This is a genomic window from Microcystis sp. BLCC-F210 (assembly GCF_042134685.1).
GTDB classification, from domain to species: Bacteria; Cyanobacteriota; Cyanobacteriia; order Cyanobacteriales; family Microcystaceae; genus Microcystis; species Microcystis aeruginosa_D.
The window spans coordinates 3893519-3919736 of record NZ_CP169647.1 but is presented as its reverse complement, the minus strand read 5'-3'; the positions used below and the strand labels follow the sequence as shown (position 1 = coordinate 3919736).

Below are 26218 nucleotides of genomic sequence, written 5' to 3'. Positions count from 1 at the left end.
AGAAAATTTTATAAATAATTTATTATCTTTTTTAACCAATAAATTGCAGACAAAATATACACTTTTTGAGCCAAAAGCCATTACAGAAAAGCTTTTGCTCTCTTAATAAAAATTAATTTTTATCGCTTTTTTTTATTAATGAGACGCTGAACTATCCGATGAGTCTATTTCTTGATTAATCGGAGATATTTTTTTACGACCTTTAATATATTTAGCTAAAGGTTGTTTTTTCTTCAGTCGTTTAATGCCACTGAGGGTGGAGAGAGTGAAAAAAGTTCCCACCAGAACCATCTGCCATAAACCGCAGCCAGAAGCCGCGCCTAATCCTGCCGCTAACCAGATAGTCGCCGCCGAAGTCAAACCTTTCACTTGTACCTTATTTAGTTCCCGATGGGATTGTTGTAGGATGATTCCCGCCCCTAAAAAACCGACACCAGAAGCGACCCCTTGAATAGTACGACTGAGAGCATTAGAAGACGCATAACCCACATCTCCCTCCGCTTGTAGGGGAATCATCACGAACATGGCAGCCCCGAGACTAACGATGATAAAAGTTCTCAATCCAGCCGGACGACCGCCTCGCTGTCGGTTATAACCAATCAGACAGCCGACGGCCATAGCCATACTCAGCCGAAAAATAATCGTTTGCCAATCTGTCGAGTCAAAAAACATTGCTTAACCCATCAAATGAGATAAAAACTTCGCCTAACTAATCAAGGCCTTTTCCAGATCCCGCTTTAAATCGTTCCTATTCTCGATCCCAATCGATAATCCTAGTAAAGCCGGTGTTATAGGTGGAAGTGGAATACATGGCAACCGTTGCCCCATGGCTAGAGTCTGGTTCTTGCCCCCCATGAATCGCCCTCGTTTCAAATTCCATCAATTTACTGTCCTATTAGTCGATATCTTCGAGGTCTTTAAACAGGGCCGTGCTGAGGTAACGTTCTCCGAAACTAGGCTGAATCATGACGATTAATTTATCTTCGTTTTCGGGTCTTTTGCCCACCTGAATTGCCGCCCATAAAGCTGCCCCGGCCGAGATGCCCGATAGTAGTCCCTCCTGACGAGCTAACCGTCGCGCGTAGGCGAAAGCGTCCGTATCATCGACGATAATCACCTCATCGATTAATTCCGGTCGGAAAATTGCCGGAATAAAACCGGCCCCGATGCCTTGGATTTTATGCGGTCCCGGTTGTCCTCCCGATAAGACGGGACTATTAGAGGGTTCAACTGCGATCGCTTGAAATTGGGGACGACGGGGTTTAATGGTTTCGGCAATACCGGTAATGGTTCCCCCGGTTCCCACGCCACCGATAACGATATCTACCAGTCCGTCGGTATCGGCCCAGATTTCTTCGGCGGTGGTTTCTCGGTGAATTTTCGGGTTGGCCGGGTTGCGGAACTGTTGCAAACTATAGGCGTTGGGGGTATTTTCGACTATTTCCTCGGCTCTGGCGATCGCTCCTTTCATGCCTTGGCTACCCGGGGTTAACTCTAATTGCGCCCCGTAAGCTTTTAACATTGCCCGTCGTTCTAAACTCATGGTTTCGGGCATAGTCAGGACTAAGCGATAGCCTTTGGCCGCCGCTACCATGGCCAGGGCGATGCCGGTATTGCCGGAAGTGGGTTCCACCAGAATTGTTTTATCGGGGTGAATTAGTCCGGCGGCTTCCGCGTCCTCCACCATACTGACACCGATGCGATCCTTAACCGAGGCGGCGGGGTTCATACTTTCCAGTTTGACGACGATGCGGGCTTTTACTCCCTCTGCTACTGGGATTCGATTCAGTTGGACTAGGGGAGTCCGTCCTACCAATTGGGTGATGTCTCTTGCGATCGGCATAATCCCACTTGCTTTATACTTGTTGGCTATTTTTGATTATATATGTATTTTAAATGTTTTACAATGCTTTTTAGATTGAAGTGCAGTGCGTCGGCGGGGATAATCCCTGTCGATTTTTTTTGCCTTGCCACTTTTTTTGTATATCGAAGCACAATCGATAAAATTGTCTTGGGAAATTTCCCTCAATTTAGTTAATTATTATTAGTATATAAAAGCAGATTTGTTTAAATATAGCGTTTCCTGTTCGCAATATAGCCGTGTGCAGTCGTATGAGGTACAGTGTCACGAGCTATAAACCATGCTAGGCAAAGCTTGGTTTGTATTTCACTCAAGCGCTTACCGCTATAATGCTTCGATTCATCAAAAAGAAACCCTCGAACCAATTCTTCAAGAAGTCGGTGCTAGACTGGAGTTTTTACCTCCCTATTCTCCCGATTTTTCTCCCATTGAAAACTGTTGGTCGAAAGGGAAAATACTGATTCGTTCTATGTCACCTCGTACCTATGCTGATCTAGAAAAAGCGATAGTTCAAGCCTTTAGTCAGATTACATTGCGAGACATCCATCACTGGTTTACCCATTGTTGCTATTGCGATACCCCTTTTAAAGAGCCTACTGAAACCCGCTATAAAATGAAGCTGAAGTTTTTAGTAACCGGTCAACTGAAAGCAACACGAGCAATTAGTGAAAACTTCGGTATCATCGAAAAAATTGAGATTATAGAACCAACGATTAGTCGATAATTTCCCGATCAATTTTGGGTAAACCCTCATCAAATTTCTGCGAAGTCTCTTGCCTCATCTCAACAGGCAATTTAAATACGCAGTTATCTTAATGGTGAGGTACAAAGTTGCTGCCAGCTAGGGAATCTTTAAGAAATTACCCAAAATCCCTGAGTCTAGATATTGACGGCGCTAGACTCCCAACGTATAGATAAATACTGTTTCTGGAAGCCCATGACTGTGAGCTACGAAAAAATCACCCCACCGACAACAGGCTCGACAATTACTTTTTCTGAGGGAAAACCGCTAGTTCCCGATGATCCGATCATTCCCTTTATTCGTGGTGACGGTACGGGGGTCGATATCTGGCCCGCAACCGAAAAAGTTATCGATGCAGCGATCGCCACAGCCTACGCTGGTCAAAGGAAAATCCATTGGTTTAAAGTCTATGCTGGCGATGAAGCTTGCGAAATCTACGGGACTTATCAATATCTACCCCAAGATACCTTGACAGCGATTAAAGAATATGGTATTGCCATCAAGGGTCCCTTGACCACTCCCATCGGTGGCGGGATTCGTTCCCTGAATGTGGCTTTGCGGCAAATTTTTGACCTTTATGCCTGTGTTCGTCCCTGTCGTTACTATGCGGGAACCCCTTCCCCCCATAAAACCCCGGAAAAACTCGATGTCATCGTCTATCGGGAAAATACCGAGGATATTTATCTCGGCATCGAATGGAAACAAGGCACGGAAATCGCCGATAAACTGATTAATTATCTCAACACGGAACTAATTCCCGCCACTCCCGAACACGGTAAAAAACAAATTCCCCTCGATGCGGGTATCGGGATCAAACCGATTAGTAAGACGGGTTCCCAAAGATTAGTCCGCCGGGCGATCGAACGAGCGCTGACTTTACCGAAACCCAAAAATCAGGTTACGCTTGTCCACAAGGGTAACATTATGAAATACACAGAAGGAGCGTTCCGGGATTGGGGTTACGAATTAGCTAAAAGTGAATTCCGGGATGTGTGCGTTACCGAGATGGAATCATGGATCCTGAGTAATAAGGAGAAAAACCCTGATCTGAGCATCGAAGATAACGCCCGTATGGTGGAACCGGGTTATGATGCCCTCACGGACGAGAAAAAAGCCAAAATCTGCCAAGAAGTGACCAGTGTTCTCGATGCTATCTGGGAAACCCACGGCAATGGGCAGTGGAAAGATAAAATTATGGTTAACGATCGCATTGCCGATAGTATCTTCCAACAGATCCAAACCCGTCCCGATGAATACTCGATCCTCGCTACCATGAACCTGAATGGTGATTATCTCTCCGATGCGGCAGCGGCGATCGTCGGTGGTTTAGGGATGGGACCCGGGGCGAATATTGGCGATACTTGCGCTATTTTTGAGGCAACCCACGGTACAGCCCCTAAACACGCCGGTTTAGACCGAATTAACCCCGGTTCGGTGATTCTTTCGGGGGTGATGATGTTGGAATACATGGGATGGCAAGAAGCGGCCGATTTGATTAAAAAAGGCATCGCAGCGGCGATCGCTAATCGACAAGTTACCTACGATTTAGCGCGTCTGATGGAACCTCCCGTTAATCCTCCCCTGAAATGTTCCGAATTTGCCGATGCAATCATCTCCCATTTTGGGGATTAATTTTCCGGTTAGGGTAGTCTGAAAACTGCCCTATTTTTCGGAAAATCCCCAAAATAACCCCTGCCTCCCTTAATGCAGACGTTTTAAGCGTTCTTGGAGAATTTGGGCTTGTTTTTCGGACTCTGCTAAAGCTTGCTTCGTTTTTTGGATTAAAGCTTCGGGAGCTTTTTTGACAAAGCTAGGTTTATTCAAGCGATCGCTCAAACTCTTGATTTCCCCTTCCACTTTAGCTAAATTTTTCGCTAATTTCCCGGCCAATACCGATATATCAACCAATCCGGACAGGGGGATGAGGATTTCTACCGTAGCGACAACACCAGCGATCGCTTGATTGACTTCCTCGGTTAATTTGGTCGTCAAAATTAAGTTTTCGATCTTGGCCAAGTCCTTTAAGTACACTTGTCCGCGTTGCAAAATAGCTAATTCTTGGCTGTTTTCTGTCTGTAAAATTGCCGTAATCGTTGCCCCCGGTTTAATCCCCGCTTCGGCCCGCAAATTACGCAACACCCGAATACTTTCTATTAATAACTCAAAAGTATTTTCTAAGTCTAGATCGATCAGAGAACTATCAGCTATTGGATAGGTTTCTAAAGCCAAAACCTGCTGATTTTCTTGGGTTAAATTATGCCAAATTTCTTCGGTAATATGGGGCATAAAAGGATGTAATAATTTTAATGTCCCTGCCAAGATAAAAGCCAAAGTTTGCCTTGCTGTAGCACAGGAAACCGATTCTTTATCCTTCCATAAACGAGTTTTCACTAACTCGATATACCAATCACAGAAATCGCCCCAGATAAATTCGTATAGACCTTTTGCCGCTTCTCCCATGCCATAATTTTCTAGATAATCTCTAGTTTTTTGCACTGTTTGATGATAACGAGATAAAATCCAGCGATCGGCTAATTCTAAATTTTCTAAAGCTGGTTCTCCCAATTCTTCTGGGGTTTTTCCCTCCAGATTCATCATCACAAAACGGGAAGCATTCCAAATTTTATTGGCAAAATTTCGGGCCGCTTCTACGGATTCCGATTCATCGGTTTTACGGTTATATTGCAGACTGATATCCTGTCCTGCTCCTGCCACTTCTCGGATTAAGGTATATCGTAAAGCATCGGTTCCATATTTATCAATTAAAATTAGGGGATCGATGCCGTTATTGGCAGATTTAGACATCTTTTTGCCGTTTTCATCCCTAACTAAACCGTGAATATAGACATCTTTAAAGGGCATTTGTCCCGTAAAATACCCCGCCATCATCGTCATTCTGGCCACCCAGAAAAAGATAATATCAAAACCGGTGACGAGGGTTGTGGTGGGATAATAGGTGTCTAGATCAAGGGTTTTTTCTGGCCATCCCATAGTCGAAAATGGCCACAATCCCGAGGAAAACCAAGTATCTAAAACATCGGGGTCTTGTTGAATAATTATATCCTCTCCATACTCCTGTTTGGCCTTAGCTAAAGCGGAGGTTTCATCCTGAGCAACGACGAAGGGAGTATGGTTAGTAATTTCGTTGTTAGTTTCACTGATAATATACCAAGCGGGAATTTGATGACCCCACCACAGTTGTCGAGAAATACACCAATCTTTTAGTTTAACTAACCAATCACGATAAACTTTTGTCCATCTTTCTGGCACAAAACGGGGCGAGTTTTCCTGATCTAAACAGGTTAAAGCTTTTGTGGCTAAAGGTTCAATTTTAACGAACCATTGGGTAGATAAAAGGGGTTCCACGGGAACTTTACCTCGATCGCTATAGGGGACGCTATGGCGATAGGCTTCAATCTTAACTAAAAAACCGTCTTCATCGAGTTTTTTAACGACATTTTTGCGGGCAACAAAACGATCTTGACCTGCGAATATTCCGGCATTTTCGTTTAAACTGCCGTCTAAATTCATGATATTAATAAAGGCTAAATTATGGCGTTTACCCATCTCAAAATCCTTGGGATCGTGGGCCGGCGTAACTTTGACGCAACCGGTACCGAATTGGGGATCCACTAATTCATCGGCAATAATCGGGATTTCTCGCCCCATTATCGGTAAAGTGACGGTTTTGCCGATTAAATGGCGATAACGGGGGTCTTGCGGGTTGACAGCGACACCAGTATCACCGAGCATGGTTTCGGGCCTTGTGGTGGCTACTTGAAGATAACCGCTACCATCGCTAAGAGGATAGCGAAAATACCAGAGATTTCCCTCAATGTCCTTGTTTTCCACCTCTAAATCGGAAACGGCCGACCGGGATTCGGGACACCAGTTAACTAAGTATTGACCGCGATAGATTAATCCGTCCTCATAGAGTTTGATAAAAGCAGTACGAACAGCATGGGAAAGTCCCTCGTCCATGGTGAAACGTTCCCGCGTCCAATCGACGGATACCCCCAAGCGTCGCAGTTGATTAACAATGGTACTACCGGACTCTTCTTTCCATTGCCAAGCGCGTTCGAGGAATTTTTCCCTTCCTAGTTGATAACGGTCGGTTTTTTCGGCTTTTAATTGGCGATCGAGTATAGCTTGTACTGCAATACTAGCGTGATCCGTGCCGGGCAGCCAGAGGGTATTTTTGCCGGTCATACGCTTGTAGCGAACAAGTGTATCAATCAAGGAACTCTCGAAAGCGTGACCCATGTGGAGACTACCGGTAACATTGGGAGGGGGAATGACTATACAGTAGGTTTCGCCGCCTTTTTCGGGGTTGGCTGTAAATATTTCTTGATTTTCCCAATATTGCTGCCATTTCGTTTCTGTGATCTTGGGATCGTATTGCTTCGATAATTCCGAGGTCATGATGGGGGGATTCTACAATTCTTAGTTCTTTGTCAATTGTCCCACATTTGGGAGAAATCAAATTCCTGTTTAGTTGCCGGCTAAAAATTTTCAAGAGTCCTATTAAGATAGCTGTTATCTTTTGCAGGGGTAAACATAGCTAATTTATGGTAACTTTTTTGTATCTCACCAGTATAATAATTGCTATAATCAATTGAGGGACTCAATCAATAAGTGGGTAGGTATTAAAAACTTTCAGATGCCCCCCTTATCAAGGGGGGATTAAGGGGGGATCGAACCTAAAATCCATTTTTAATTTAATTATAACCAGCTACTTAAATTATGACCATAGCCACAGATAAAAGTACCTATAGCTTTGCCGAATATTTACAACTAGAGGAAACGGCAGACTATAAACATGAGTATCAAGATGGGGAAATCGTACCGATGACAGGAGGCACTACCGATCATAATAAAATTGCTCTTAATTTTGCCGCTTATTTAAAATTTGCCCTCAAAGGACAGAAATATAATATTTTTATCGGTGATGTGAAATTATGGATAGCGCAATATCGTCAGGCAACCTATCCCGATGTGATGCTAATTGAGGGTGAACCAATTTATTATGAAACTGGCAAGACAACTGTTACCAATCCCAGATTAATAGTAGAAGTCCTCTCAAAATCAACTCAAAATTATGACCAGGGCGATAAATTTCTCTATTATCGTTCGCTGCCGGAATTTCAAGAATATATTCTGATCAGTCAAAGTCGTCCCTATGTCATGCAGTATAATAAAACTGAGGAAAATAAATGGTTATTAACGGAATACGAGGGCGAAAATGCCCGTTTATCTTTAACTTCTGTCAATTTTGATCTCAGTTTTCAGGAAATTTACGAAGGAGTTACTTTTAATATAATCAATGATTAAACCAGTTGTTTAAACCAGCTTAAATTAACCAAAGAATTAATCAATTATGACCCTAGCCACCGATAAAAGTACCTATAGCTTTGCCGAATATTTACAACTAGAGGAAACGGCAGACTATAAAAATGAGTATCAAGATGGGGAAATCGTACCGATGACAGGAGGCACTACCGATCATAATAAAATTGCAGGTAATTTTTACTTTTATTTACGCCTAAAGTTACCACAGTCTAACTATAAAATATTTATCGGTGATGTGAAATTATGGATAGCGCAATATCGTCAAGCAACCTATCCCGATGTGATGCTAATTGAGGGAGAACCGATTTATTATGAAACTGGTAAGACAACTGTTACCAATCCCAGATTAATAGTAGAAGTCCTCTCAAAATCAACTCAAAATTATGACCAGGGCGATAAATTTCTCTATTATCGTTCGCTGCCGGAATTTCAAGAATATATTCTCATTAGTCAAAGTCGTCCCTATATCATGCAGTATAACAAAACTGAAAAAAATAAATGGTTATTAACGGAATATGAGGGCGAAAATGCCAGTTTATCTTTAACTTATGTCAATTTTACTCTCAGTTTTCAGGAAATTTACGAAGGAGTGATATTTAACGATTTGCCTTGAATTTTCGTTTTTTTGCCAGTATTCTCGCCAAGAAAGTCGAGAAATCGATCTCTATAGGCTCAATTTCGCCGCTAAAGCGATCGCTACCGGGAAAATGCGATGTTCTTGCACTTGAATGCGTTCGTGGAGACTGGCCGCGGTATCATCGGGGAGAATGGGAACCACTGCTTGCATTAAAATCGGTCCACTATCTACCTCCGCGCGAGCAATATGCACAGTACATCCGGTCACTTTTACCCCTGCCGCTAAAGCTTGTTCCACGGCACGCACACCTTTAAAACTGGGTAGTAAACTAGGATGGATATTGATCACGCGATCGGGAAAAGCATCCAGTAAAACCGGGGTGACAATTCGCATCCAGCCCGCCATAATTACCCATTTTACGCCGTATTCTTGGAAAGTTTCGACTATTGCCCGATCGAGTTCTTCTCTGGGTTTAAATTGACGATGATCGAGGAAAATCGCGGGGATATTGTAGTGAGCGGCTTTTTCTTTTACCTTGGCATCGGGATTATTGTAGATGAGGACAGAAATCCGGGCATTTAGCTTTTTTTTTGCGATCGCTGCTGCCAAAACAGCAAAATTGGAACCACTACCAGAAGCCATCACTCCTAAAGAGAGGGTTTCCTCTAGGGGAATATCGGCCAAACTAAGATCGGGAGAAATTAAACTTGGGGAAATTGTCATCATATTTTATAAGCGAGTTCGAGTGCATTGCAAAAGCTATTGAGGCGATTCAGCAAAGCATTATAGTAAGAATAAGCATCATCCCGTTCCTCTTGGAGATAGGCATACAAGGTTAGCTCAGGCTCTGAAGCTAGGTGATTTTTAGGGATATCGAAACCGACTTCCGTTAGGCGCGTCGCTGCGATCGCAACTAGCAACGCCCCAATGGTATTGGACTCCCCATTGTGAAGATCCCTCAGTCCGGGTAAGATGATCTCGGCCCCTGGCAACTCATTGAGATTCATGATTGTTTCTCCTCTGGTGGATATTGAAAACGTTCAATAAAGTTCTCGACTCTGCTTCTCAGCACATCAGGGTTAAGGGAGGGGAATCGAAAAAATCCCCATCCCATCCCCTATCCCCGTTGTTTCAAACCGGTTTCAATAGCGGCAATTACTGTTTCTATGACTTTAACGCGGGCGAAATACTTGTCATTTGCCGCTACAATCGTCCAAGGAGCGACGGGGGTGCTAGTACGAGCTACCATGTGATTAACTGCCACATGGTAGAGGGGCTGTTTTTCTCGATTGCGCCAATCTTCATCGGTGAGTTTATGCTGACGATAGGGGTTAGTTTGGCGCTCGTTGAAGCGATTTAACTGTTCTTCGGGGCTAATATGTAACCAGAATTTGACTAAAACACAGCCTGAATTGGTTAATTGTGCCTCAAATTCGTTAATTTCTTGATATGCCCGTCTCCACTCCATATCTTTAGCGAATCCTTCCACTCTCTCCACCAAAATCCGTCCATACCAACTGCGATCGAATATACCGATAGTTTTGGCCGCGGGTAATTTGCGCCAGAAGCGCCAGAGATAATGATAGCGGTGTTCTTCCTCCGTCGGGGCAGCAAAGGCAATCACTTGATAACTGCGAGGATCGAGGGTATCGGTTAAGCGTTTGATCGCACCTCCCTTACCGGCGGCATCCCACCCTTCAAAGAGGACTAAAACGGGAATATTTGCCTGAAAAATCTCTAATTGCAGTTTTCTTAATTCTACCTGTGCTTGACGCAAACGGATTTTATAGTCTTCTTTTTCCAATTTGGAACTTAAGTCCACTCTCCCCAGATAATCGGGTTCCGTGGGCAGTAATTGGGCTTGGGGTGGTAGATTGACAGGAGGTTCGATCGGTAATTGGCGCTGATCCAAGGCTTGAGCGATCGTACCGACTAATTGGGAGAGAACTTTTACCCGGGCCCAACGTTGACAGTTGCCCTCCACCAATATCCAAGGGGCGGCCCCCGTGCTAGTGTAGGTAATCATTTCCTCGGCTAAACTGGCATACTCATCATAACGTTTGGCCTGCTGCCAATCTTCTGGACGCACGCGCCAAGATTCTAGTTCATTTTCGGCGTATTCTTTGATGCGTGACTTTAATTCCTTTTGACTGAGGTGAATCCAGAATTTAGCGATCGCAACCCGATCATCAAATAATTGTCGCTCAAAGGTGTTGATATCGCGCATGACTAGGGGAATCTGGGAGGAGGGCAATTTGTTTAAGAGTCGATCCTCTAGTAGATGGGTGTACCAACTGTGATAAAAAATGCCGATGCTGCCTTTTGCTGGCAGTTTTTGCCAAAATCGCCACAAAAACGGATAACTTTCCTCTTGGGGGGAAGGGGTTAAAATTGGATGGACGGTAAAACCGCGAGGATCCATATAGTTAACCATTTTTTTGACTAAAGTTCCCTTCCCCGCCGCCGCCCAACCTTCCAAAACCACCACCACGGGTAATTTACATTCCCAACAGGACTGCTGTAGCGATCGCAGTTGTTCCATTAAATCTTTAATTTGTGATTGATAGGTTTCTTTGTCAAGGGAAAGAGATAGATCGAGGGGACTTAACATGATGGTCAACTCAAAGCAAAATTAGGGTATAAAGTTATAGACAAGTCAATTTCAAATAGGTATGATCGCGTGTCTCAAGTTAAACCTACGATTCTCGTTACTGGCGGTGCGGGTTATATTGGTTCCCATGCAGTTCTAGCGCTCAAAAATGCCGGTTATTCCGTCATCGTACTCGATAATTTATCCTACGGTCACGCCGAAATCATTAAGGATATATTAAAAGTTGAGTTAATTGTCGGTGATACTAGGGATCGATCGCTGCTGGATAATTTATTTGCTAGTCGTGATATTGCCGCCGTCATGCACTTTGCCGCTTTTATTGCCGTGGGGGAATCGGTGCAGGAACCAGCCATTTACTATCAAAATAATGTTAGTGGTAGTCTGACTCTTTTGCAAGCGATGATCGCTGCCGATGTGAAGAAATTTGTTTTTTCTTCCACCTGTGCCATTTATGGAATGCCGAAGGAAATTCCGATGACGGAAAGTCACCCTCATCATCCCCTCAGTCCCTATGCTGCCAGTAAGGAAATGGTGGAACAAATTCTTAGGGATTTTGATCCAGCATATGGTTTAAAATCGGTGGCTTTCCGTTATTTTAATGCTTCAGGGGCTGATCCCAGTGGTTTATTAGGGGAAGATCACCAACCGGAAACCCATTTAATTCCCCTAGCTTTATTAACTGCTCTGAAAAAACGAGATTCCCTGTCAATTTTCGGCACAGATTATGATACTCCCGATGGCACTGCTGTGCGGGATTATATCCATGTTAATGATTTGGCCCAGGCTCACGTTTTAGGCTTAGAATATCTCTTAAATGGGGGCGAAAGTAATGTGTTTAATTTGGGCAATGGTAACGGTTTTTCTGTGCGTGAAGTGATTGAAACAGCGAAAGAGGTAACTGGTTTAGATATTCCCGTCATCGAAAGTCCCAGAAGGGCAGGTGATGCCCCCATTTTAATCGGCAGTAGTGATAAAGCTAAACAGGTTCTCGGTTGGCATCCCCAATATGCCGATCTCAAGGTAATAGTTGAACACGCTTGGAATTGGCATCAAAAAAGACACGCTTAACAGTAAAAAACTACTAGAGGCTGATAGTTTACTGCTATAAGCTTCTCTAGAATCCTCTCGAATACAGTGCTATGAATAACAAAATAATCTTAACATTTATAGGCTTGACTTTTTTAGCAAGTTGTGCTGATAGTAAACAGTTTCAATGTCAAAAAATCTATAGGATTGCCAACGAAGTCGCCCAAGAAACCAAATCCTTAACCAAGGTTCAAGGGACAGAAATTGACCAAAAAAGTTGGCTATTAGCCGCCGATAAAATCGAACAGGCTGCGGAAAATATGAAAAAATTAGCAGTGAAGGATCCTGAACTAGATAAATATAAAATCGCTTTCGCTCAAGTCTATGAAGATTATGCCACTGCCACTCGTGAAATAATTCAAGTGATCGAAACTCGCAATAAAAACGGGGCAAAATTGGCACAGGAAAAGGTCAGAAAAGCTGGCAAATTAGAAAAAGAAACTGGCGAAGCTTTTAACACCTATTGTCAAGCACAGTAAAGCAGTTATCAGTTATCAGTTATCAGTTATCAGTTAGAAGGTGTTGGGGTTTTGGGGTATTAGTGGAAATTTCCCCATTTGCCCATTTGCCCATTTCCCCATTTGCCCATTTCCCCATCACCTCACTCCTATACTTTACGGTTTAATTGCATACAAAGTGCCGACATTTTTACTGCGAGGCATTCGGGAAAAGATGATAAAACCGAAGTCTTGCAGATGTTTGACTAAAGCATCGGGACCCTTTTTATGCCATTCCATCATGATAATTTTCATCTGTCCTAATTGACCAGTTGCCGCTAAAGAATCGAGGATTTCGTATTCGGAACCTTCACAATCAATCTTGGCAACAATATCGCTATCGGGATAGTCAGAGGTAATACCTTTAAACACATCGGTACAAGGTTTAATAATTAAATCAGCTGTAGCGGTTCGTTTCGAGGCAAAAGGTTTTAATTGGTTATCAATACCAGAAATACCAACACTACCTTTCACTGTGTAATCGTATTCGACTTGAATAATTTCATCCCGATCGCCGACTCCATAATCAAAAGCTTTAATCTTTTCCGCTAGATTAGGATTGAGGGCAAAATTTCTTAAAGCTTGGTCGTAGGTAGCCTTAAAAGGTTCGTAACTATAGACAGCTTTCACATTAGCTCGATTGGCAAAAAAGAGACTAGCAAAACCCGTATTCATCCCAATATCGATCGCTACACAGGGCTTATCATAGAGGAAATTATATACACCTAAAAGGAAAATTTCATGGGCGATATCTAAATCCTGCCCCGTCTCGATAATTAGCTTAACTCCATCAATCTCGATAATTAATTCCTGTTGCTCATCGATATAAAATTTACAATCGGCTAGAGCTTTTAATGCGTTAGCTTTGTTAAAAACCTTACTACCCAAGAGGAAATCTTGCTTATTTTTGCTTAAACTGATCCCCAAGGGTTTATAAAAAAGTTGACCAGATTTAGCATCATATTCCACATAATTAGGACTAATATTATGCTCTGCCAACTGACTAGACCAGTATTGATCAGCAATATGAGGATAAGTCTTAAATTGCCGATAGCGTTTATGTGCATCTAACAGTTTTTGATAAAGCATTGCTTGTCTAGCCTCAATTCTTGAGGGTTGCTGGGGGTAATTTTATGGACAAGTCTGACAAAGTTTGATAGGCTTGTCAAGAAAATCCCTCGTCTCTGAGCATCAGAAGTCAGGAAGCCCATCTCAGACAAGGTAACACAGACCATCAGGAGTTAACAAGCCTTGAATTACTCTGATTTTATATTTTGGTGGATATTAATCCTTTTTAGCGTTCCTTTCTTAACGGCGCGCTATATAGCGAAGTCCTTCAATCTCTGGCGAGGTGTTTTTGATGGGGTTGGATTAGCGGCACTGTCCCTAATCCTATTTTATTACGCTAGTCGTACCAGTTTCCTCGTTTTCATCGTTTCCCTAGCCTTTAACTACATTATGGTCTGGCTAGTGCTGAAAATAGGCGGCTGGAAGGCGAATCTCCTAGCCACTATCGTTATCGTCATCGATATTCTTGTCCTTGCCTACTTCAAGTATTTCGGCTTTTTTGTCGAGGAAATCATCGGATTATTCGTTTCCCTCCCCCCCAACTGGCAGGAACTTTCCCCAATTCCCGTCCCCAAACAAATCCCACCGGGGGTATCCTTCTATACCTTCCAGATGGTGGCTTTCGTGGTGGACTCTCTACGAGAAAAGAAAAAGAAACCCCTAGCCGTCCTCGATTATGTCAATTTTATCTCCTTTTTCCCGCAAATTGTCGCAGGTCCGATCGAGCGTCGCCGGGATTTATTACCACAAATTGAATCCTTTCGCCTCAAATTTACAGGAGAAAACTTCGAGAAGGGGTTGCGTTGGCTTTCCCTCGGTTTATTTATGAAATTTGTCCTCGCCGATAACCTAGCTCCCTACATCGAATTAGATAAAATGATCGATAATGCTTGGTATATCTGGTTTGAGGCCTTTTTATTCACCCTGAGAATCTATTTTGACTTCGGCGGTTATAGCTTTATTGCTGTTGGTTTAGCCTATTTTGTCGGCATTAGATTGGAATTAAACTTTTTAGCTCCCTACACATCCCAAAGTATTAACGAATTTTGGCGACGTTGGCATATTACCCTCAGCACTTGGTTTCGAGATTATGTGTTTTTACCCCTGATGGGTTCCAATAAAAGTTGGGCGCCTTTTTATCTATTCATTACCTTTACTCTTTCAGGTTTCTGGCACGGTGCAGCTTGGAATTTTATCTTTTGGGGTGCTTACCACGGAGCATTATTATTATTACTGCGTTATCTAGGCCGACCTTTCTATGCTTTCGTCGGAAAATACGTTTCTCAGCCGCAAATTGTCTCCTGGGCTTTAACGCAATTGGCTGTCATTTTTGGTTGTCTCTTTTTCATGGAGATTAACACCAGAAGATTAATCGGCAAAATTCTGGTTATTGCCAATCCTTTCAATTATTCCTTAGCTAATATGGGAGAGATTTTTAGTTCCTATAGTCTCAATCAAGGAGCAGTTTTAAGCGTCGCTTTAGTTCTTGGTATCATTGTTTTAATCCTCGAACATCTGGCTATTGCTCAGAAAAAGTTTGAATATGAACTATTGTTATCGCCTTGGCTGTCTAAAATATTGCTAGGTTTAACTATTCTCCTAGCTTCCACTAATACCGGTGACTTTATTTACTTTGAATTCTGATGAATACTAAATCCTTTAACATTTTCCCCTGGTTAGCTTCTCTGGGAGTCGCTTGGTCCCTCGGCTTTGTTTATAATGTCATCTACGGCGGCGAATTAAGCTGGTTGCGGATGATGTACGAAGAAAAATCAGCGATCGCAGCTAGGATCAAAGGACCGCGGCGTTTAATCGTCACGGCAGGATCGGGGGCGCATTATACCATAAATTCGGAATTAATGGCCAAAGAATTGGGAATTCCGGTGGTTAACTTCGGTTTACAGGGGGACATCGGGTTAAATGTCATTGCTGCTATGATTCTCGAAAAAGCACGTCAAGGGGACGTAATTCTGCTGATTCCTGAATATCTCATGCTCATGGACGAGGACGGTTTTAATCGCGGGGAAGGACTTTGGGGATCCGCACCTTTTAGCGTCGCTATTGGCAAACCGGGGTTAGGTGGAATACCTTTAAAAACCATGATCGAGGATACTTGGTTATTAGGTATTCCGGGGATGCGTGCAGTTACTAAATCCACGGTTGATTTATTCACTAAAGGCAGAATGACGGGTTATCTTTCCGATCCAATTACTAATACAGGTGATCCGACTATAGTTAAGGAAAGAACAGGGAAATGGTGGCAAATGACCTTTGATACTCCTGCTTCTCCTCACTCGATTAAATTGCTTGAAAAACTCAAGAAAGACTTAGAAGCAAAAGGAGCGACTTTAGTGGTTTCTTTGCCCTGGGTTTATGCTAAGAATGATGATAAAACCGTTGCTAATATTCGCAAATCTGCCGAAGAATTAAGTCGGGTTGTGCCAACAATTTACGACCCAAAGGACTTGAATGTTAAGACCGATTCTACCATTTTTGCTGACACTCACTATCATCTTTTGCCTCCAGCAAGAATTATTCGTTCAGAACAATTAGTTTCGGAACTGAAACCCATCCTAAACACAACTGAGAATAAAAATCCATGAATAAACCAATAACTAAGATTTGCATTCTCGGCGGTGGTTTTGGAGGGTTATACACGGCACTCGATCTGAGTCGATTAACAGCAGTAAAATCAGGTCAATGGCAACTAACTTTAGTCGAACCAAAAGACCATTTTCTCTTTACTCCCCTTCTCTATGAACTGATTACAGGAGAATTGCAACGCTGGGAAATTGCCCCCTCCTACCGTCAATTATTAACAGGAACTCAGGTTAATTTAAAACCTCAAAAAGCCAGTAATATTGACTTAAACAATCATCGAGTATATTTAGAAAATGAGGAAGTTATAGATTATGATTACCTCGTTTTAGCGGTGGGAGTGCGGAATCGTTGGCCAGCTATACTGGGGTTAGCTGATTATGGGCTAACTTTTCGGAGTTTAGAGGATGTAGAAAGATTACAAACGGCAATTCATGACTTAGAAACTCAAGGAAAATCCTCAATTGATTTAGCAATTATTGGCGGCGGTCCCAATGGGGTAGAATTAGCCTGTAAGGTGGCTGATCGTTTAGGAAAAAAAGGCAAAGTTCATCTAGTGGAAAGGAATGAGGAAATACTGCAAAACTTCCCTAAATCGGTGCGTATTGCTTCCTGTCGTTCCCTTTTAGCCAAGAATGTTAGTCTCTATTTAAACATGGGATTAAAGGAAGTTACCGCTAATTCCATAACCGTATTTAAAGATAATACAAATGAAGTTATCCCCATTGATTTATTATTGTGGACAGCAGGAACCCAAGCACAGGATTGGATCAATAATTTAGATTGTCAGAAAACAGCACAAGGCAAATTATTAACCCGTTCCAGTTTACAATTAATCGACTATCCCGAAGTTTTTGCCCTTGGGGATCTAGCCGAAATTTATCCTAGTAAACAGGTAATTCCTGCCACAGCACAGGCAGCCTATCAAGCAGCCAGTGTGGTAGCCAAAAATATCTCGGCAGTAATCAGAAAAAAATCGCCCCAACCCTATTATTATCTGCATTTAGGTGATATGTTAACCCTGGGTAAACAATCAGCCCTTGTTTCCAGTTTTGGCATTAATATTACTGGTAGATTGGCTGATATAATGCGTCGCTTTGTCTATATTCTGCGTTTACCCAGCCAACGCCATCAGTTAAAAGTGTTTCAACATTGGGCAAAAAAAATTCTTCTCCGACTCCGTTATTCACAGGTGTTATCTAATACTAAATCCGTTGAGTATAGGCTACATATCAGGAGAGGAAAAAGGCAAAAGGGAGAATAAATAATCAGTTCCAACCAGGTTGTTAGTCCTTACACAATTGGCTACAATAGCCCTACACAAGCTACGAGAGAAAAGTATGCCTGAATTAAAAATTAGCATTAGTGAGGCTGCTCACAAAACGCTGTTAGCACTCGTTGACTCCTCTGGGGATACGCTCCCAACAGTATTAGACAAAGCCATCGAAAATTATCGCAGATATGTTTTTCTAGTTCAAGCGAATGAAGCCTTCGCCGCCTTAAGGAAGAATGAGACTTTATGGCAAGAGGAAATTTCTGAAAGGCAGACATGGGAGCAAACTCTCGCTGATGGAGTAGAAGGGTAGTGGCAGAAATTACCAGAGGAGAAATATGGCTAGCAGACCTTAATCCAGTAAGGGGGCATGAACAGGCTGGTAAGCGTCCATGTTTAGTGATTTCAGCAGACCTGTTTAATCAGGGTGCATCTGGCTTAGTTGTTGTTTTGCCAGTAACTTCTAAAGACAAAGGAATCCCTTTTCACCTAAAAGTGGAACCTCCAGAGGGAGGAGTGAAAATGCCAAGTTTTATCAAGTGCGAGGACGTAAGATCAATATCAGTAGAACGACTTGAGAAGCGATGGGGAACTGTATCCTCAGAAACCCTGGCATTGGTTGAAGACAGACTGAGAATCCTAATGGGACTGTAATGAAGATAGTTTCACCAATTTGCGCTCCAAGCCCAGGTTTTAGTTTGCATTCTTCCACTGTTCCAATGCCCCCTTCGTGTGACTGTACCATTCTGAATTTGATTACGATTAGGCTTGCCCTCGTAACGCGCCGATAGACTAACCAGTGCCTTCGGCATTGCACTTAAACTCACAGCCTCAATAAATGTGCATGGTGCGTTCCCAAAAATCGATCGGTGGAGCAGTAGGAGCCAGATTAGGGAACGCACCCTACAGCGATAGCGTGCTGCTACGCAGTGTCTTCGGCATCGCACTTTTGCAATAGACTAAGAATTTGAGTCAGTCTGCTGCACCGGGGTTGTTATGCTGCGGCTGCCAGGTTCTTCTGAAGATAGCCAAGCTTTGAAAATAGCCCTAACGACGTTACCGTAAGCACTATTATCTAAAATAGTTTCGACAGCAGATACACCACCAGCCCTTACAGCACTGGCTACACGAGACTTTAAAGCAGGAGGAGTCTCATCATTAACATAAGCTACTTTTTCAGTATCAGTAGCAGTAGGGTTTGACTTCTCTAACTGTATTAGAAGTTGCTGAATCTCCTCAGCAGCCTCAGCAAGAGTTTGTTTTCTCTCACCTCCTTGATTTATGTTTCCATTAACGTAATATCCTCCATTAACATAAAATCCTCCTTCTTGAACAACAATCTGATTAAATGTACTTGCCACAGACGAAGATGCGTTTTCTAGAGCTTTTCTAAATGCGTCAAGAGTAGCGATTGTTATTAAGCCCAAAATAACAACTAAAACCTGTTGCAATTCAGTAGCCATATCGACTTTTACCAACACACCAGCTATCACAAGCAGGAGCATTGAAAGATATATTGCAACAAAAATCCTAAGGCGCTTTTCATACTTAAATGTACTGACTACTTCTAGCTTAGGGTCTTGCATCTCTGGCCTCCTCAGATTCCATCTCTTGCTCTTTACCGTTGGATAGAAGCTCATCTGAGTCCTTGAGAAACCCTTTTAATCCATCCAAAAGACTACTTATTTCTCCCAAAGAATAACCTAAAGGTCTAGCTAATCCTAGAATTAAAAATAGTAATCCTGCCAAGGGAACAGCTTGTATAAAATAAATTCCAATACTAACTGAAATAAGACTAGCTACAACTTGTTGACTACGTTGAAACAGGGCTTTTTGTTTCGCTTCTTGAAGTTGAATTTCCGCTGATTTCTCTGCATAGTCAAGTCGTCTAGACGCTATATCCAATTCCTGAACTTTTTGTCTCACTTCTATCAGTCTCTCAAATTCTTCCGCTGTTTTCGCCAGAGCAAACCTTTCACCCAGAATCTCTTTGTAAACTTGGATGTCAGATTGAGCTTCCCGCTTTACGATCGCTCCACTTTGGGATTGATTAGGTGACAAAGTTATCTTTCTCAGTTGCTCTAGCTCTTCACCAGTCATTTTCTACCCCCGCACAGGAAAGCTGCTATCAACAATATCACTAAGTATGATCACTTTTGCTCCAAGTCAAAAACCGAGACACAACATAGAGGTTATCTCCGAGGATTGAGCGGCATAACGGTTTAGTTCACCTGCTTTTACCAATTTTAGCTTATTACCGATCGCTTTATCAAGTCAGGTGCAACGCGGTTGTTAGACTTCAGTTTTTCGGAACTCAATGCTCAACACAACCTTACGGTATTCCCAAGAAAGCTTTGAGGGCGGTTTTATACTTATTCTTCAATCGACTGGAGACTAGACCACCTTGCTGAATCTGAGCCAGAACAGCCGCCGAACAAGATCCTTTTGGAATCGGACTACCAGCAGTAATCAATCCAGCTAGTTGAGTCACATTCATTTCGCGGGCATATTGGTAAGCGATCACAGACTCATGGACTACAAAGTTCGGCACGCCCGAACCTGGCATGAGGACGCAGGTCGCTTCAGAATTAGGTCTGCGGGTAGTGACATTAACAAAGAGGTAGGTACTTTCAGAAGTTTGTGCAATGGCGATATACAGATGTTCACTATTGGGAGGGGTATCCAGTAAAAATGCATCTCCCAGATTGATGGTGATGCTAGCCATTCAAAACCTCATCTAGATAAGCCTCCCGGACAGCCTCTTGCTGAATTTCATCTATTTCCTCGTCGCTCTTACCCACATTTTTTAGGATATCCTCTACCGCAATCGGAATGGCTGAGCCATGAGGATCTTGCCATTCTGGGAGGTCATGAGTCCACTCAGCAACTAGAAAAGGATCAAGATGTCCAAAATTTTGATAAACCTGTTGAATGATTTTCTCTTCCTCCTCACAAAGATCTGCATTTCCTGGATCATTCAACAGGGAAACAAGATGCTCATTGCTAGGAGAAATGAACTTAGACCAGAGAGGTAAAGCATTATCAATGGGTTTCCCCTTGATCAAGTCATAGACACCACTGAGGACAGGACCATAGTCCATAGATACATAATGATCACCAGTAATGGGTTGCTCCATCCGCTTTAGCGCAATACGGTCAGCTATGTAAAGCATCTTAAGCAAGCCTAAATATTTCATAGGCCTACCATGCAGTTTTAAAAGCACCGCTGCGGCTTCAACAGCTTTCTCTGGATGAAACCGAAATTGGATGGGCATAAGCATTCTGGATGAGTGCCTCACATTAGTACAACTTCATTGTAAACCCTCATGCTTTATCAGCCATCAGTGCTTTGACAAAGCATTACAAAAGTCCGATGTCCTGAAGTATAACGGTTGAACTCACCCGCCGTCAGTAGCTTTGGGTACTGGTCAAAGTCTAGCATAAGGTCGGGTGCAGTGATATGTTAGACGAGCTTATATTTAAAAATGCAAAGGGTGAGTGGGGCGCAATCTATAGCGGTCACATCTCGGTTGTAAATTGTCCTCTGCCAAAACGCTTTACCCGCAAGGGTTCCGGCATTGAAGATTTTACAAATCATTTGCGACCGCCATATAAGTTCGGCGATCGTACTTCGTTAGTGTACTCTACATGATCAGCAAGCTAAATTAATACGAGCAACCTCAGACCATCTTTGCCAAATGCGATTAGGAATCCTCAGTGTATATCTTTTTCTGTTTCCCTCACCCTCTCTCCAGAGTTTGTCAGTTCCCAGAATTACTCCATTTCTATCTTCAAAGTCAGCTTTGAAATCTGCTGATAATTCAACGTTTAATAGAGACTGGGCTACTTGAGCTTCTACAGGAGTTGGCACTGGTATCGTCTAATTATTGGAATTAGGTGAACTCTCTGCACAGCAAGGGATACAGCGATTTTGCCCTCAATCAATAAAATTCTTACAGGACAAGGCTTTCAGACTATTTAACCACTAGACTGAACCAGTGCCATTGCTCTTAACCCCTAAACAAAAAAGCTATTAACAGAAATTGTGCCTAATGCGGGAACTGTGCCAGTAAAACCCGTAATATTAACGATAGAATCATTATTTCCGCCCAAAATACTATTTTGGAAGCCAGCAGTACCATTATTAATCACAAGATAAGTCCCAGCAATACCAGCCGTAGTCACTTGCACAAGAGCGGCACTGTTAATTGCTAATGCCTGATTGCCTGCGATCGCTCCGTTGGCATCAGTGAAGACGTTATTAACAACAGTGGTTAAATCAGCGGCGGCACTATTGGTCGCACGACTAAAAGAAGTTGGAGCAGGAGTGGCTAAACCTGTTGAGGTTAGAAGGTCAATTTTATCAGTTCCAATTGCAAAGTCAGTAATGCGATCAACATAAGATTGCCCAAATTGAAAAATAAAGGTATCAGCCCCCGTTCCTCCTGTTAAGTTATCCAATCCGGCCCCACCATTGAGGGTATCGTTCTCTGTTCCACCATTGAGGGTATCATTGCCATCTTGTCCATTTAAAATATCGTTTCCTGCCCCACCATTGAGGGTATCGATGCCTGCCCCACCGTTTAGAGTATCGTTTCCACCCTCCCCATTGAGGACATTGTCAACAGTAGTACCTGTAATTATATTGTTTGAACCATTGCCTGTTCCATCCGTATTAACAAATCCGCCACTAAAAGGAGAATTATAAAGAGTTAAGTTTTCTACATTAGGCGGTAAGATTGTGGTGACTGACGAGCCAAGTGTATCTGTAATGGTTGTCGTTGTTGTAGGAACAGTACCCAACGTTGCATTCGTAGGATTAGATAAAGTAAGAGTAAAGGTCTCATTTAGTTCGTTAACTGAATTATCCAAAATTGGAACCGTAATAGTTTTAGTGGTTTCAGTGGGATTAAAAGTGAGAGTACCAATCGAAGTTGTATAATCGGAGCCAGCTAAAGCCGTTCCATTAGCAGTAGCATACTGAACAGTGATTGTTCGAGTACTGGGGTTGGATAGACTAACCGTATAACTTAAATTTTGTGGGCTAGTCAATCCTTCAACAACTGTTTGACTGCTACTGGTAAAACTAATCGTTGGCCGATCGCTGCTATCATCAATCGTTAAAACAGCCGTAGCTTGGTTGCCGCGAGTTGCACTGACAAGACTCAGATTAATTGTTTCGTTTATTTCATGAAGCGCATCATTAATAATGGGAACAGAGATAGTTTGGCTAGTTTGACCATCAGCAAAGTTGACTATGATAGGTGAGTTATTGTAGTCTGAAGCACTGGCCGTTCCATTGCTGAGGGTTATCGTTGCGGTAACGACTCCTAAACTTCCGCCTGTCCGAATGACGGTAATGGAAGCGTTATTATTTTCTGATGTACTAAAAGTTGCTTGGGAAAAGGACAATGTGCCTGGCTCATTGGGTGCCACAAAAAAAGCGTTGGAGTTGAGATCTAACCCTGTTACACCTTCGATAATAGCGATCAGTTCATCAGGCTCTGCGCCAGGTTTGGCGAGGATGATTCCTGTACCTGTGATACCCGGAATCGGCGAATTTCCTAAGAAATAATTCGTTGTTGGCCCACTCAGTTGAATGCGATCTTCATCGGCGTCGAAGCCCACAATCCGCGCATAGTCAGTTGTCCCCATACTCATGGGATCATCATCGTCATAGAAACTAGTGATAAAGTTACCCAGAATATAGGTGTCTGCTCCTGCTCCACCTTCTAAGCGGTCAATTTCTCCGATACCCGGATTCAAAGAATTACTTACTGCTCCTGCTAGGAGATCGTTGCCTCCACCAGTAGTGATAGCATCGTTCACAACCGTTCCCGTAATTTGAAACCGTTCTATGTTAGTAAATGAGACTGAATCATAACTCATACTAATGGGATCTAAAGTCACTTGATAAACGCCCTCATATTGACCAAGCCCATTACCTAAATCATAGAAACTAAGAGTCTGAATTCCGACCGCAGGCGGAAGCCCATTATGGTTACTAGTAGAATAATCGATGATTAGTAGATCATTGCCATCTCCTCCATTTACCGTATCTCGTCCTCGGAGTGGATTAAATGTGTCATTTCCAGAAGTACCAACAAGAGTTTCATTCCCATTCGTTCCCGTATAATCCTGTTGCTCTACTTGAATCACTTCTCCATTTACTGTAATAAATCCGTGATCATCCTCAGTTTTTAAAGCCTGTAAGATCAAAGCATCCAGACTTTCCCCCGCAACCAGAGCCGCAAAAATTGCCCCCTCATCCCCTGCACTATCTACAGAGTTAATTTGAGCATCTACAAAATGTCCAAACTCTTCTAATATTAGATTTACTAAAGATTGCTGACTTGCTGACGCTAAAAACTGTTCAGACAGATAAATTGTATTCGTGCTGAAGGAATAGGCTCCATTAGCACTACCTAAAACGTTATTACTTACTATTTCAATCTGGGGAAACTGACTAAAATTCTGACTTTGCCATTGAGAACGAAAACTTGCCGCTGTTGCAAAATCATAACTTGACCCAAAGGCTGTCTCCAATAAACTCCAGAAATTTTCTAAATTAGCAAAATTCCCAAGCCAGTCATAAACAGACAAAAGACTAGAAAAAGATGAATTAGACATGATGGTTTACCCTATAAAAAGTTTCAATGATGGTAATTATAAAATTAAATCAACATTTTTAGTCGGAATAAGGTATCATTCTGGGCTGCGAACGACAGAATAGGATTTTGAGCGATAAAGTATTAACTTTTGTAATCGTCTTTCCGAAAAAAGCAGATAAAATGCGATCGCCGCTTATCGTCAGGCAATCAAGCTAAAACCCGATGATGCTACTGCTTACAACGGTCTGGGCATTGCGCTGTCTGACCAGAAGAAACTAGAAGAAGCGATCGCCTCTTTTCGTTGATTGAATTGCTCTTGGCACTGGTATCGTCTAATTATTGGAATTAGGTGAACTCTCTGCACAGCAAGGGATACAGCGATTTTGCCCTCAATCAATAAAATTCTTACAGGACAAAGCTTTCAGACTATTTAACCACTAGACTGAACCAGTGCCGCGTATTTGGCAGCCAAGTATTCAGCGTAGTTGAGAATTTCGGCTTGGAGGGGGGACGGGAGTTTGTCGAGGGTGGCAATCAGTTGGGGAGAAATCATCTGGTTTACCTCTAGGAAGAGTAGGTAGTATAGCAGTTACATCAAAGCCTCAACATACAGATCCCCCTAGTTTTAAAGTGAATGGGATTTTTAAGGATTTCTTGGCTCTCCGGGAATGAGGCTGGTAGTTAGGGAGCTAATTGGCCAGAACCTTTACTGTATCAGCTTTTCTGAGTTAACGTCAAATCGTAATTGTATAACAGGATACAGTCCTCGGCGTAATCCCCAGAGAGCCGATTTCTTCAGTCTAACTAGAGATTATACAGAAACTTTCCGTATAACACTCTCCAGAGTAACGATATAGGTCAACTTCTAGAATATCACTCCATTTAGGCGCGATCGCAAGAAACCTTCCCTATATCAGCCCCAAAAGCCTGTTAGCCAGATGAGCTTACTGCAAACAATCTCCTTTAAGGAGACTGATCACAGAAGCCTTCTAGGGTTCTAGCAAAGATCCTTGTATCTGGCTGCACTTTGTCACAAAATTTCACTATTATTTCGGGTGCAGTGATTTGTTATAAGTACCTAAGCAAAATTAATTACACATATCTAACCCCCTCTTGCCTTTTGCCTCTTGCCTATCTTTACTAGGAAATTAATTTTGCACGACTACTTAGCGGTTTTCAGTGTAATAAAGTATGGTAAATCCCTTGTTATACTAAATCCGTTGAGTAACGCACAGAAAACGGGTTTCTCCGAGAAACCCGTTTTCTACTCATGCAAAAGGCAAAAAGGGGAATAAATAATCAGTCTTTAATAACCAGATTTAGTATTATGCCGCTGCAATCCTTGTTTTCAAATACAAAAACATGAATCTGCCTGTTATTGATGTGCCTCCATATACGCTCGTAGCAATTGATTGATCTGTGTTTGATAGCCACGCCCTTGAGACTTAAACCACTCTAATACATCACTATCAATGGGGAGTGTAACTTGAGTCTTGGCTTTTGTAGCAGGTAAACCCCGCCGCACTACCGTAGAGGCAAACATTTCTGGCGTAATCTCTGGACAATCTGATAAATCAATATCTTCATCGCTCATCGCATCCAATCGTTGCCAATCAGTTTGAGAGTTGCTCGAAGTAGGTTCGTTGTTCATATTTCGTCGCTTTTCTTGCAGAAATAATACGGGTGCAATCCTCACGTTCTGTATGGACAACGGCAATCACTCGCCCTTGCAACAAACCGAATGTGACAAAACGCTGCTCTCCATAACCGTAACGATCGTCCTCAACCGTTACAATATCCCCATCAAACACGGCTGGAACATCGGTAAAATCTATTCCGTGCTTACGAAGATTAGCAAGACGTTTTGCTTCATCCGATTCATATTCCATAACCGAACGACAGCTACAATAACCAATTGTAGTTATAAATTGTCGTTACAGCTATC

At 42.6% G+C, this 26218-nt stretch carries 26 protein-coding genes and 2 pseudogenes; 12 read left to right on the top strand and 16 right to left on the bottom strand.

All coding sequences use genetic code 11. The features are described from left to right. Positions 1 to 135 precede the first annotated feature (135 nt). From ACE3JL_RS19015 to cysK, 3 genes are all read right to left on the bottom strand, one after another. Positions 136 to 672: an MgtC/SapB family protein gene (locus tag ACE3JL_RS19015; protein WP_004158351.1), complete on the bottom strand. Its 537-nt coding sequence runs from the start codon at positions 670 to 672 to the stop codon at positions 136 to 138. Between the two features lie 76 nt (positions 673 to 748). Then, positions 749 to 880, bottom strand: a complete 132-nt coding sequence (locus ACE3JL_RS19010) for a hypothetical protein (RefSeq protein ID WP_271992839.1) — start codon at positions 878 to 880, stop codon at positions 749 to 751. Positions 881 to 895: 15 nt separating this feature from the next. Continuing rightward, on the bottom strand, positions 896 to 1843 hold the full coding sequence (gene cysK / locus ACE3JL_RS19005; RefSeq protein ID WP_016516226.1) for a cysteine synthase A: 948 nt from the start codon (positions 1841 to 1843) through the stop codon (positions 896 to 898). Between the two features lie 391 nt (positions 1844 to 2234). On the opposite strand from cysK, the pseudogene ACE3JL_RS19000 reads away from it, so the two are divergent. Further along, positions 2235 to 2328, top strand: a pseudogene (locus ACE3JL_RS19000) (transposase); the annotation flags it as partial. A gap of 470 nt (positions 2329 to 2798) precedes the next feature. Next, on the top strand, positions 2799 to 4235 hold the full coding sequence (locus ACE3JL_RS18995) for an NADP-dependent isocitrate dehydrogenase (RefSeq protein ID WP_375328133.1): 1437 nt from the start codon (positions 2799 to 2801) through the stop codon (positions 4233 to 4235). A gap of 69 nt (positions 4236 to 4304) precedes the next feature. Here ACE3JL_RS18995 and ACE3JL_RS18990 read toward each other — a convergent pair whose 3' ends face one another. Continuing rightward, positions 4305 to 7025: a valine--tRNA ligase gene (locus ACE3JL_RS18990; RefSeq protein WP_375328132.1), complete on the bottom strand. Its 2721-nt coding sequence runs from the start codon at positions 7023 to 7025 to the stop codon at positions 4305 to 4307. A 321-nt stretch (positions 7026 to 7346) separates the two neighbouring features. On the opposite strand from ACE3JL_RS18990, the gene ACE3JL_RS18985 reads away from it, so the two are divergent. Both ACE3JL_RS18985 and ACE3JL_RS18980 read left to right on the top strand, forming a co-directional pair. Beyond that, on the top strand, positions 7347 to 7934 hold the full coding sequence (locus ACE3JL_RS18985; protein WP_375328131.1) for a Uma2 family endonuclease: 588 nt from the start codon (positions 7347 to 7349) through the stop codon (positions 7932 to 7934). Positions 7935 to 7980: 46 nt separating this feature from the next. After that, the gene (locus tag ACE3JL_RS18980) at positions 7981 to 8565 is read left to right on the top strand and encodes a Uma2 family endonuclease (protein ID WP_375328130.1); all 585 of its coding nucleotides are present in this window, start codon (positions 7981 to 7983) and stop codon (positions 8563 to 8565) included. Positions 8566 to 8616: 51 nt separating this feature from the next. Here the strand turns inward: ACE3JL_RS18980 and purN are convergent, their stop codons facing one another. The 3 genes from purN to pap form a co-directional block, all read right to left on the bottom strand. Next, a complete protein-coding gene (purN, locus tag ACE3JL_RS18975; RefSeq protein ID WP_271992829.1) occupies positions 8617 to 9255 on the bottom strand; it encodes a phosphoribosylglycinamide formyltransferase in 639 nt (212 codons plus the stop codon). Continuing rightward, the gene (locus ACE3JL_RS18970; protein ID WP_158200771.1) at positions 9252 to 9536 is read right to left on the bottom strand and encodes a hypothetical protein; all 285 of its coding nucleotides are present in this window, start codon (positions 9534 to 9536) and stop codon (positions 9252 to 9254) included. Before ACE3JL_RS18970 ends, purN begins: the two co-directional genes overlap by 4 nt. Before the next feature lie 110 nt (positions 9537 to 9646). Next, positions 9647 to 11140 carry a polyphosphate:AMP phosphotransferase gene (gene pap, locus ACE3JL_RS18965; protein WP_375328129.1) on the bottom strand — a complete coding sequence of 498 codons (1494 nt, stop codon included), beginning with the start codon at positions 11138 to 11140 and terminating at the stop codon, positions 9647 to 9649. 69 nt (positions 11141 to 11209) lie between these two features. Between pap and galE the strand changes: the two genes are divergently transcribed. Together galE and ACE3JL_RS18955 are read left to right on the top strand one after the other, a co-directional pair. Next, a complete protein-coding gene (gene galE, locus ACE3JL_RS18960; RefSeq protein WP_375328128.1) occupies positions 11210 to 12208 on the top strand; it encodes a UDP-glucose 4-epimerase GalE in 999 nt (332 codons plus the stop codon). A gap of 71 nt (positions 12209 to 12279) precedes the next feature. After that, on the top strand, positions 12280 to 12705 hold the full coding sequence (locus tag ACE3JL_RS18955) for a hypothetical protein (protein ID WP_375328127.1): 426 nt from the start codon (positions 12280 to 12282) through the stop codon (positions 12703 to 12705). Positions 12706 to 12840: 135 nt separating this feature from the next. Here ACE3JL_RS18955 and ACE3JL_RS18950 read toward each other — a convergent pair whose 3' ends face one another. Next, the gene (locus ACE3JL_RS18950) at positions 12841 to 13812 is read right to left on the bottom strand and encodes an FkbM family methyltransferase (protein WP_375328126.1); all 972 of its coding nucleotides are present in this window, start codon (positions 13810 to 13812) and stop codon (positions 12841 to 12843) included. Positions 13813 to 13974: 162 nt separating this feature from the next. Here ACE3JL_RS18950 and ACE3JL_RS18945 point away from each other — a divergent pair, with 162 nt between their 5' ends. The 5 genes from ACE3JL_RS18945 (at position 13975) to ACE3JL_RS18925 (ending at position 18316) form a co-directional block, all read left to right on the top strand. Beyond that, positions 13975 to 15435: an MBOAT family O-acyltransferase gene (locus tag ACE3JL_RS18945; protein WP_375328125.1), complete on the top strand. Its 1461-nt coding sequence runs from the start codon at positions 13975 to 13977 to the stop codon at positions 15433 to 15435. Next, positions 15435 to 16394, top strand: coding sequence for a hypothetical protein (locus ACE3JL_RS18940; protein ID WP_375328124.1), 960 nt, complete (start codon positions 15435 to 15437; stop codon positions 16392 to 16394). Before ACE3JL_RS18945 ends, ACE3JL_RS18940 begins: the two co-directional genes overlap by 1 nt. Continuing rightward, positions 16391 to 17653 (top strand): NAD(P)/FAD-dependent oxidoreductase, encoded by a 1263-nt coding sequence (locus ACE3JL_RS18935; RefSeq protein ID WP_375328123.1) that lies wholly within the window; start codon positions 16391 to 16393, stop codon positions 17651 to 17653. Before ACE3JL_RS18940 ends, ACE3JL_RS18935 begins: the two co-directional genes overlap by 4 nt. A 76-nt stretch (positions 17654 to 17729) precedes the next feature. Further along, on the top strand, positions 17730 to 17975 hold the full coding sequence (locus ACE3JL_RS18930) for a hypothetical protein (RefSeq protein ID WP_002739747.1): 246 nt from the start codon (positions 17730 to 17732) through the stop codon (positions 17973 to 17975). Next, the gene (locus ACE3JL_RS18925) at positions 17975 to 18316 is read left to right on the top strand and encodes a type II toxin-antitoxin system PemK/MazF family toxin (protein WP_043996813.1); all 342 of its coding nucleotides are present in this window, start codon (positions 17975 to 17977) and stop codon (positions 18314 to 18316) included. The genes ACE3JL_RS18930 and ACE3JL_RS18925 overlap by 1 nt, the downstream gene beginning before the upstream one ends. Before the next feature lie 305 nt (positions 18317 to 18621). Here the strand turns inward: ACE3JL_RS18925 and ACE3JL_RS18920 are convergent, their stop codons facing one another. From ACE3JL_RS18920 to ACE3JL_RS18900, 5 genes are all read right to left on the bottom strand, one after another. Then, a complete protein-coding gene (locus ACE3JL_RS18920; protein ID WP_271987889.1) occupies positions 18622 to 19248 on the bottom strand; it encodes a hypothetical protein in 627 nt (208 codons plus the stop codon). Further along, positions 19235 to 19762, bottom strand: a complete 528-nt coding sequence (locus ACE3JL_RS18915) for a hypothetical protein (protein ID WP_375328122.1) — start codon at positions 19760 to 19762, stop codon at positions 19235 to 19237. The genes ACE3JL_RS18920 and ACE3JL_RS18915 overlap by 14 nt, the downstream gene beginning before the upstream one ends. Before the next feature lie 232 nt (positions 19763 to 19994). Further along, positions 19995 to 20387 (bottom strand): hypothetical protein, encoded by a 393-nt coding sequence (locus ACE3JL_RS18910; RefSeq protein ID WP_375328121.1) that lies wholly within the window; start codon positions 20385 to 20387, stop codon positions 19995 to 19997. Then, complete coding sequence (locus tag ACE3JL_RS18905; protein WP_271987882.1) at positions 20380 to 20937, bottom strand: Panacea domain-containing protein; 558 nt, start codon at positions 20935 to 20937, stop codon at positions 20380 to 20382. Before ACE3JL_RS18905 ends, ACE3JL_RS18910 begins: the two co-directional genes overlap by 8 nt. 742 nt (positions 20938 to 21679) lie before the next feature. Next, positions 21680 to 24292 carry a Calx-beta domain-containing protein gene (locus tag ACE3JL_RS18900; protein ID WP_375328120.1) on the bottom strand — a complete coding sequence of 871 codons (2613 nt, stop codon included), beginning with the start codon at positions 24290 to 24292 and terminating at the stop codon, positions 21680 to 21682. A gap of 160 nt (positions 24293 to 24452) precedes the next feature. Between ACE3JL_RS18900 and ACE3JL_RS18895 the strand changes: the two are divergent. After that, positions 24453 to 24578 (top strand): annotated as a pseudogene (locus ACE3JL_RS18895) (tetratricopeptide repeat protein); the annotation flags it as partial. A gap of 125 nt (positions 24579 to 24703) precedes the next feature. Here ACE3JL_RS18895 and ACE3JL_RS18890 read toward each other — a convergent pair. The 3 genes from ACE3JL_RS18890 to ACE3JL_RS18880 all read right to left on the bottom strand — a co-directional run bounded on the left by ACE3JL_RS18890 (position 24704) and on the right by ACE3JL_RS18880 (position 26162). Continuing rightward, a complete protein-coding gene (locus tag ACE3JL_RS18890) occupies positions 24704 to 24826 on the bottom strand; it encodes a DUF2281 domain-containing protein (protein WP_271987878.1) in 123 nt (40 codons plus the stop codon). 822 nt (positions 24827 to 25648) lie between these two features. Beyond that, the gene (locus tag ACE3JL_RS18885; protein ID WP_375328119.1) at positions 25649 to 25867 is read right to left on the bottom strand and encodes a BrnA antitoxin family protein; all 219 of its coding nucleotides are present in this window, start codon (positions 25865 to 25867) and stop codon (positions 25649 to 25651) included. A gap of 19 nt (positions 25868 to 25886) precedes the next feature. Continuing rightward, positions 25887 to 26162 (bottom strand): BrnT family toxin, encoded by a 276-nt coding sequence (locus ACE3JL_RS18880; protein ID WP_375328118.1) that lies wholly within the window; start codon positions 26160 to 26162, stop codon positions 25887 to 25889. Positions 26163 to 26218 lie beyond the last annotated feature (56 nt).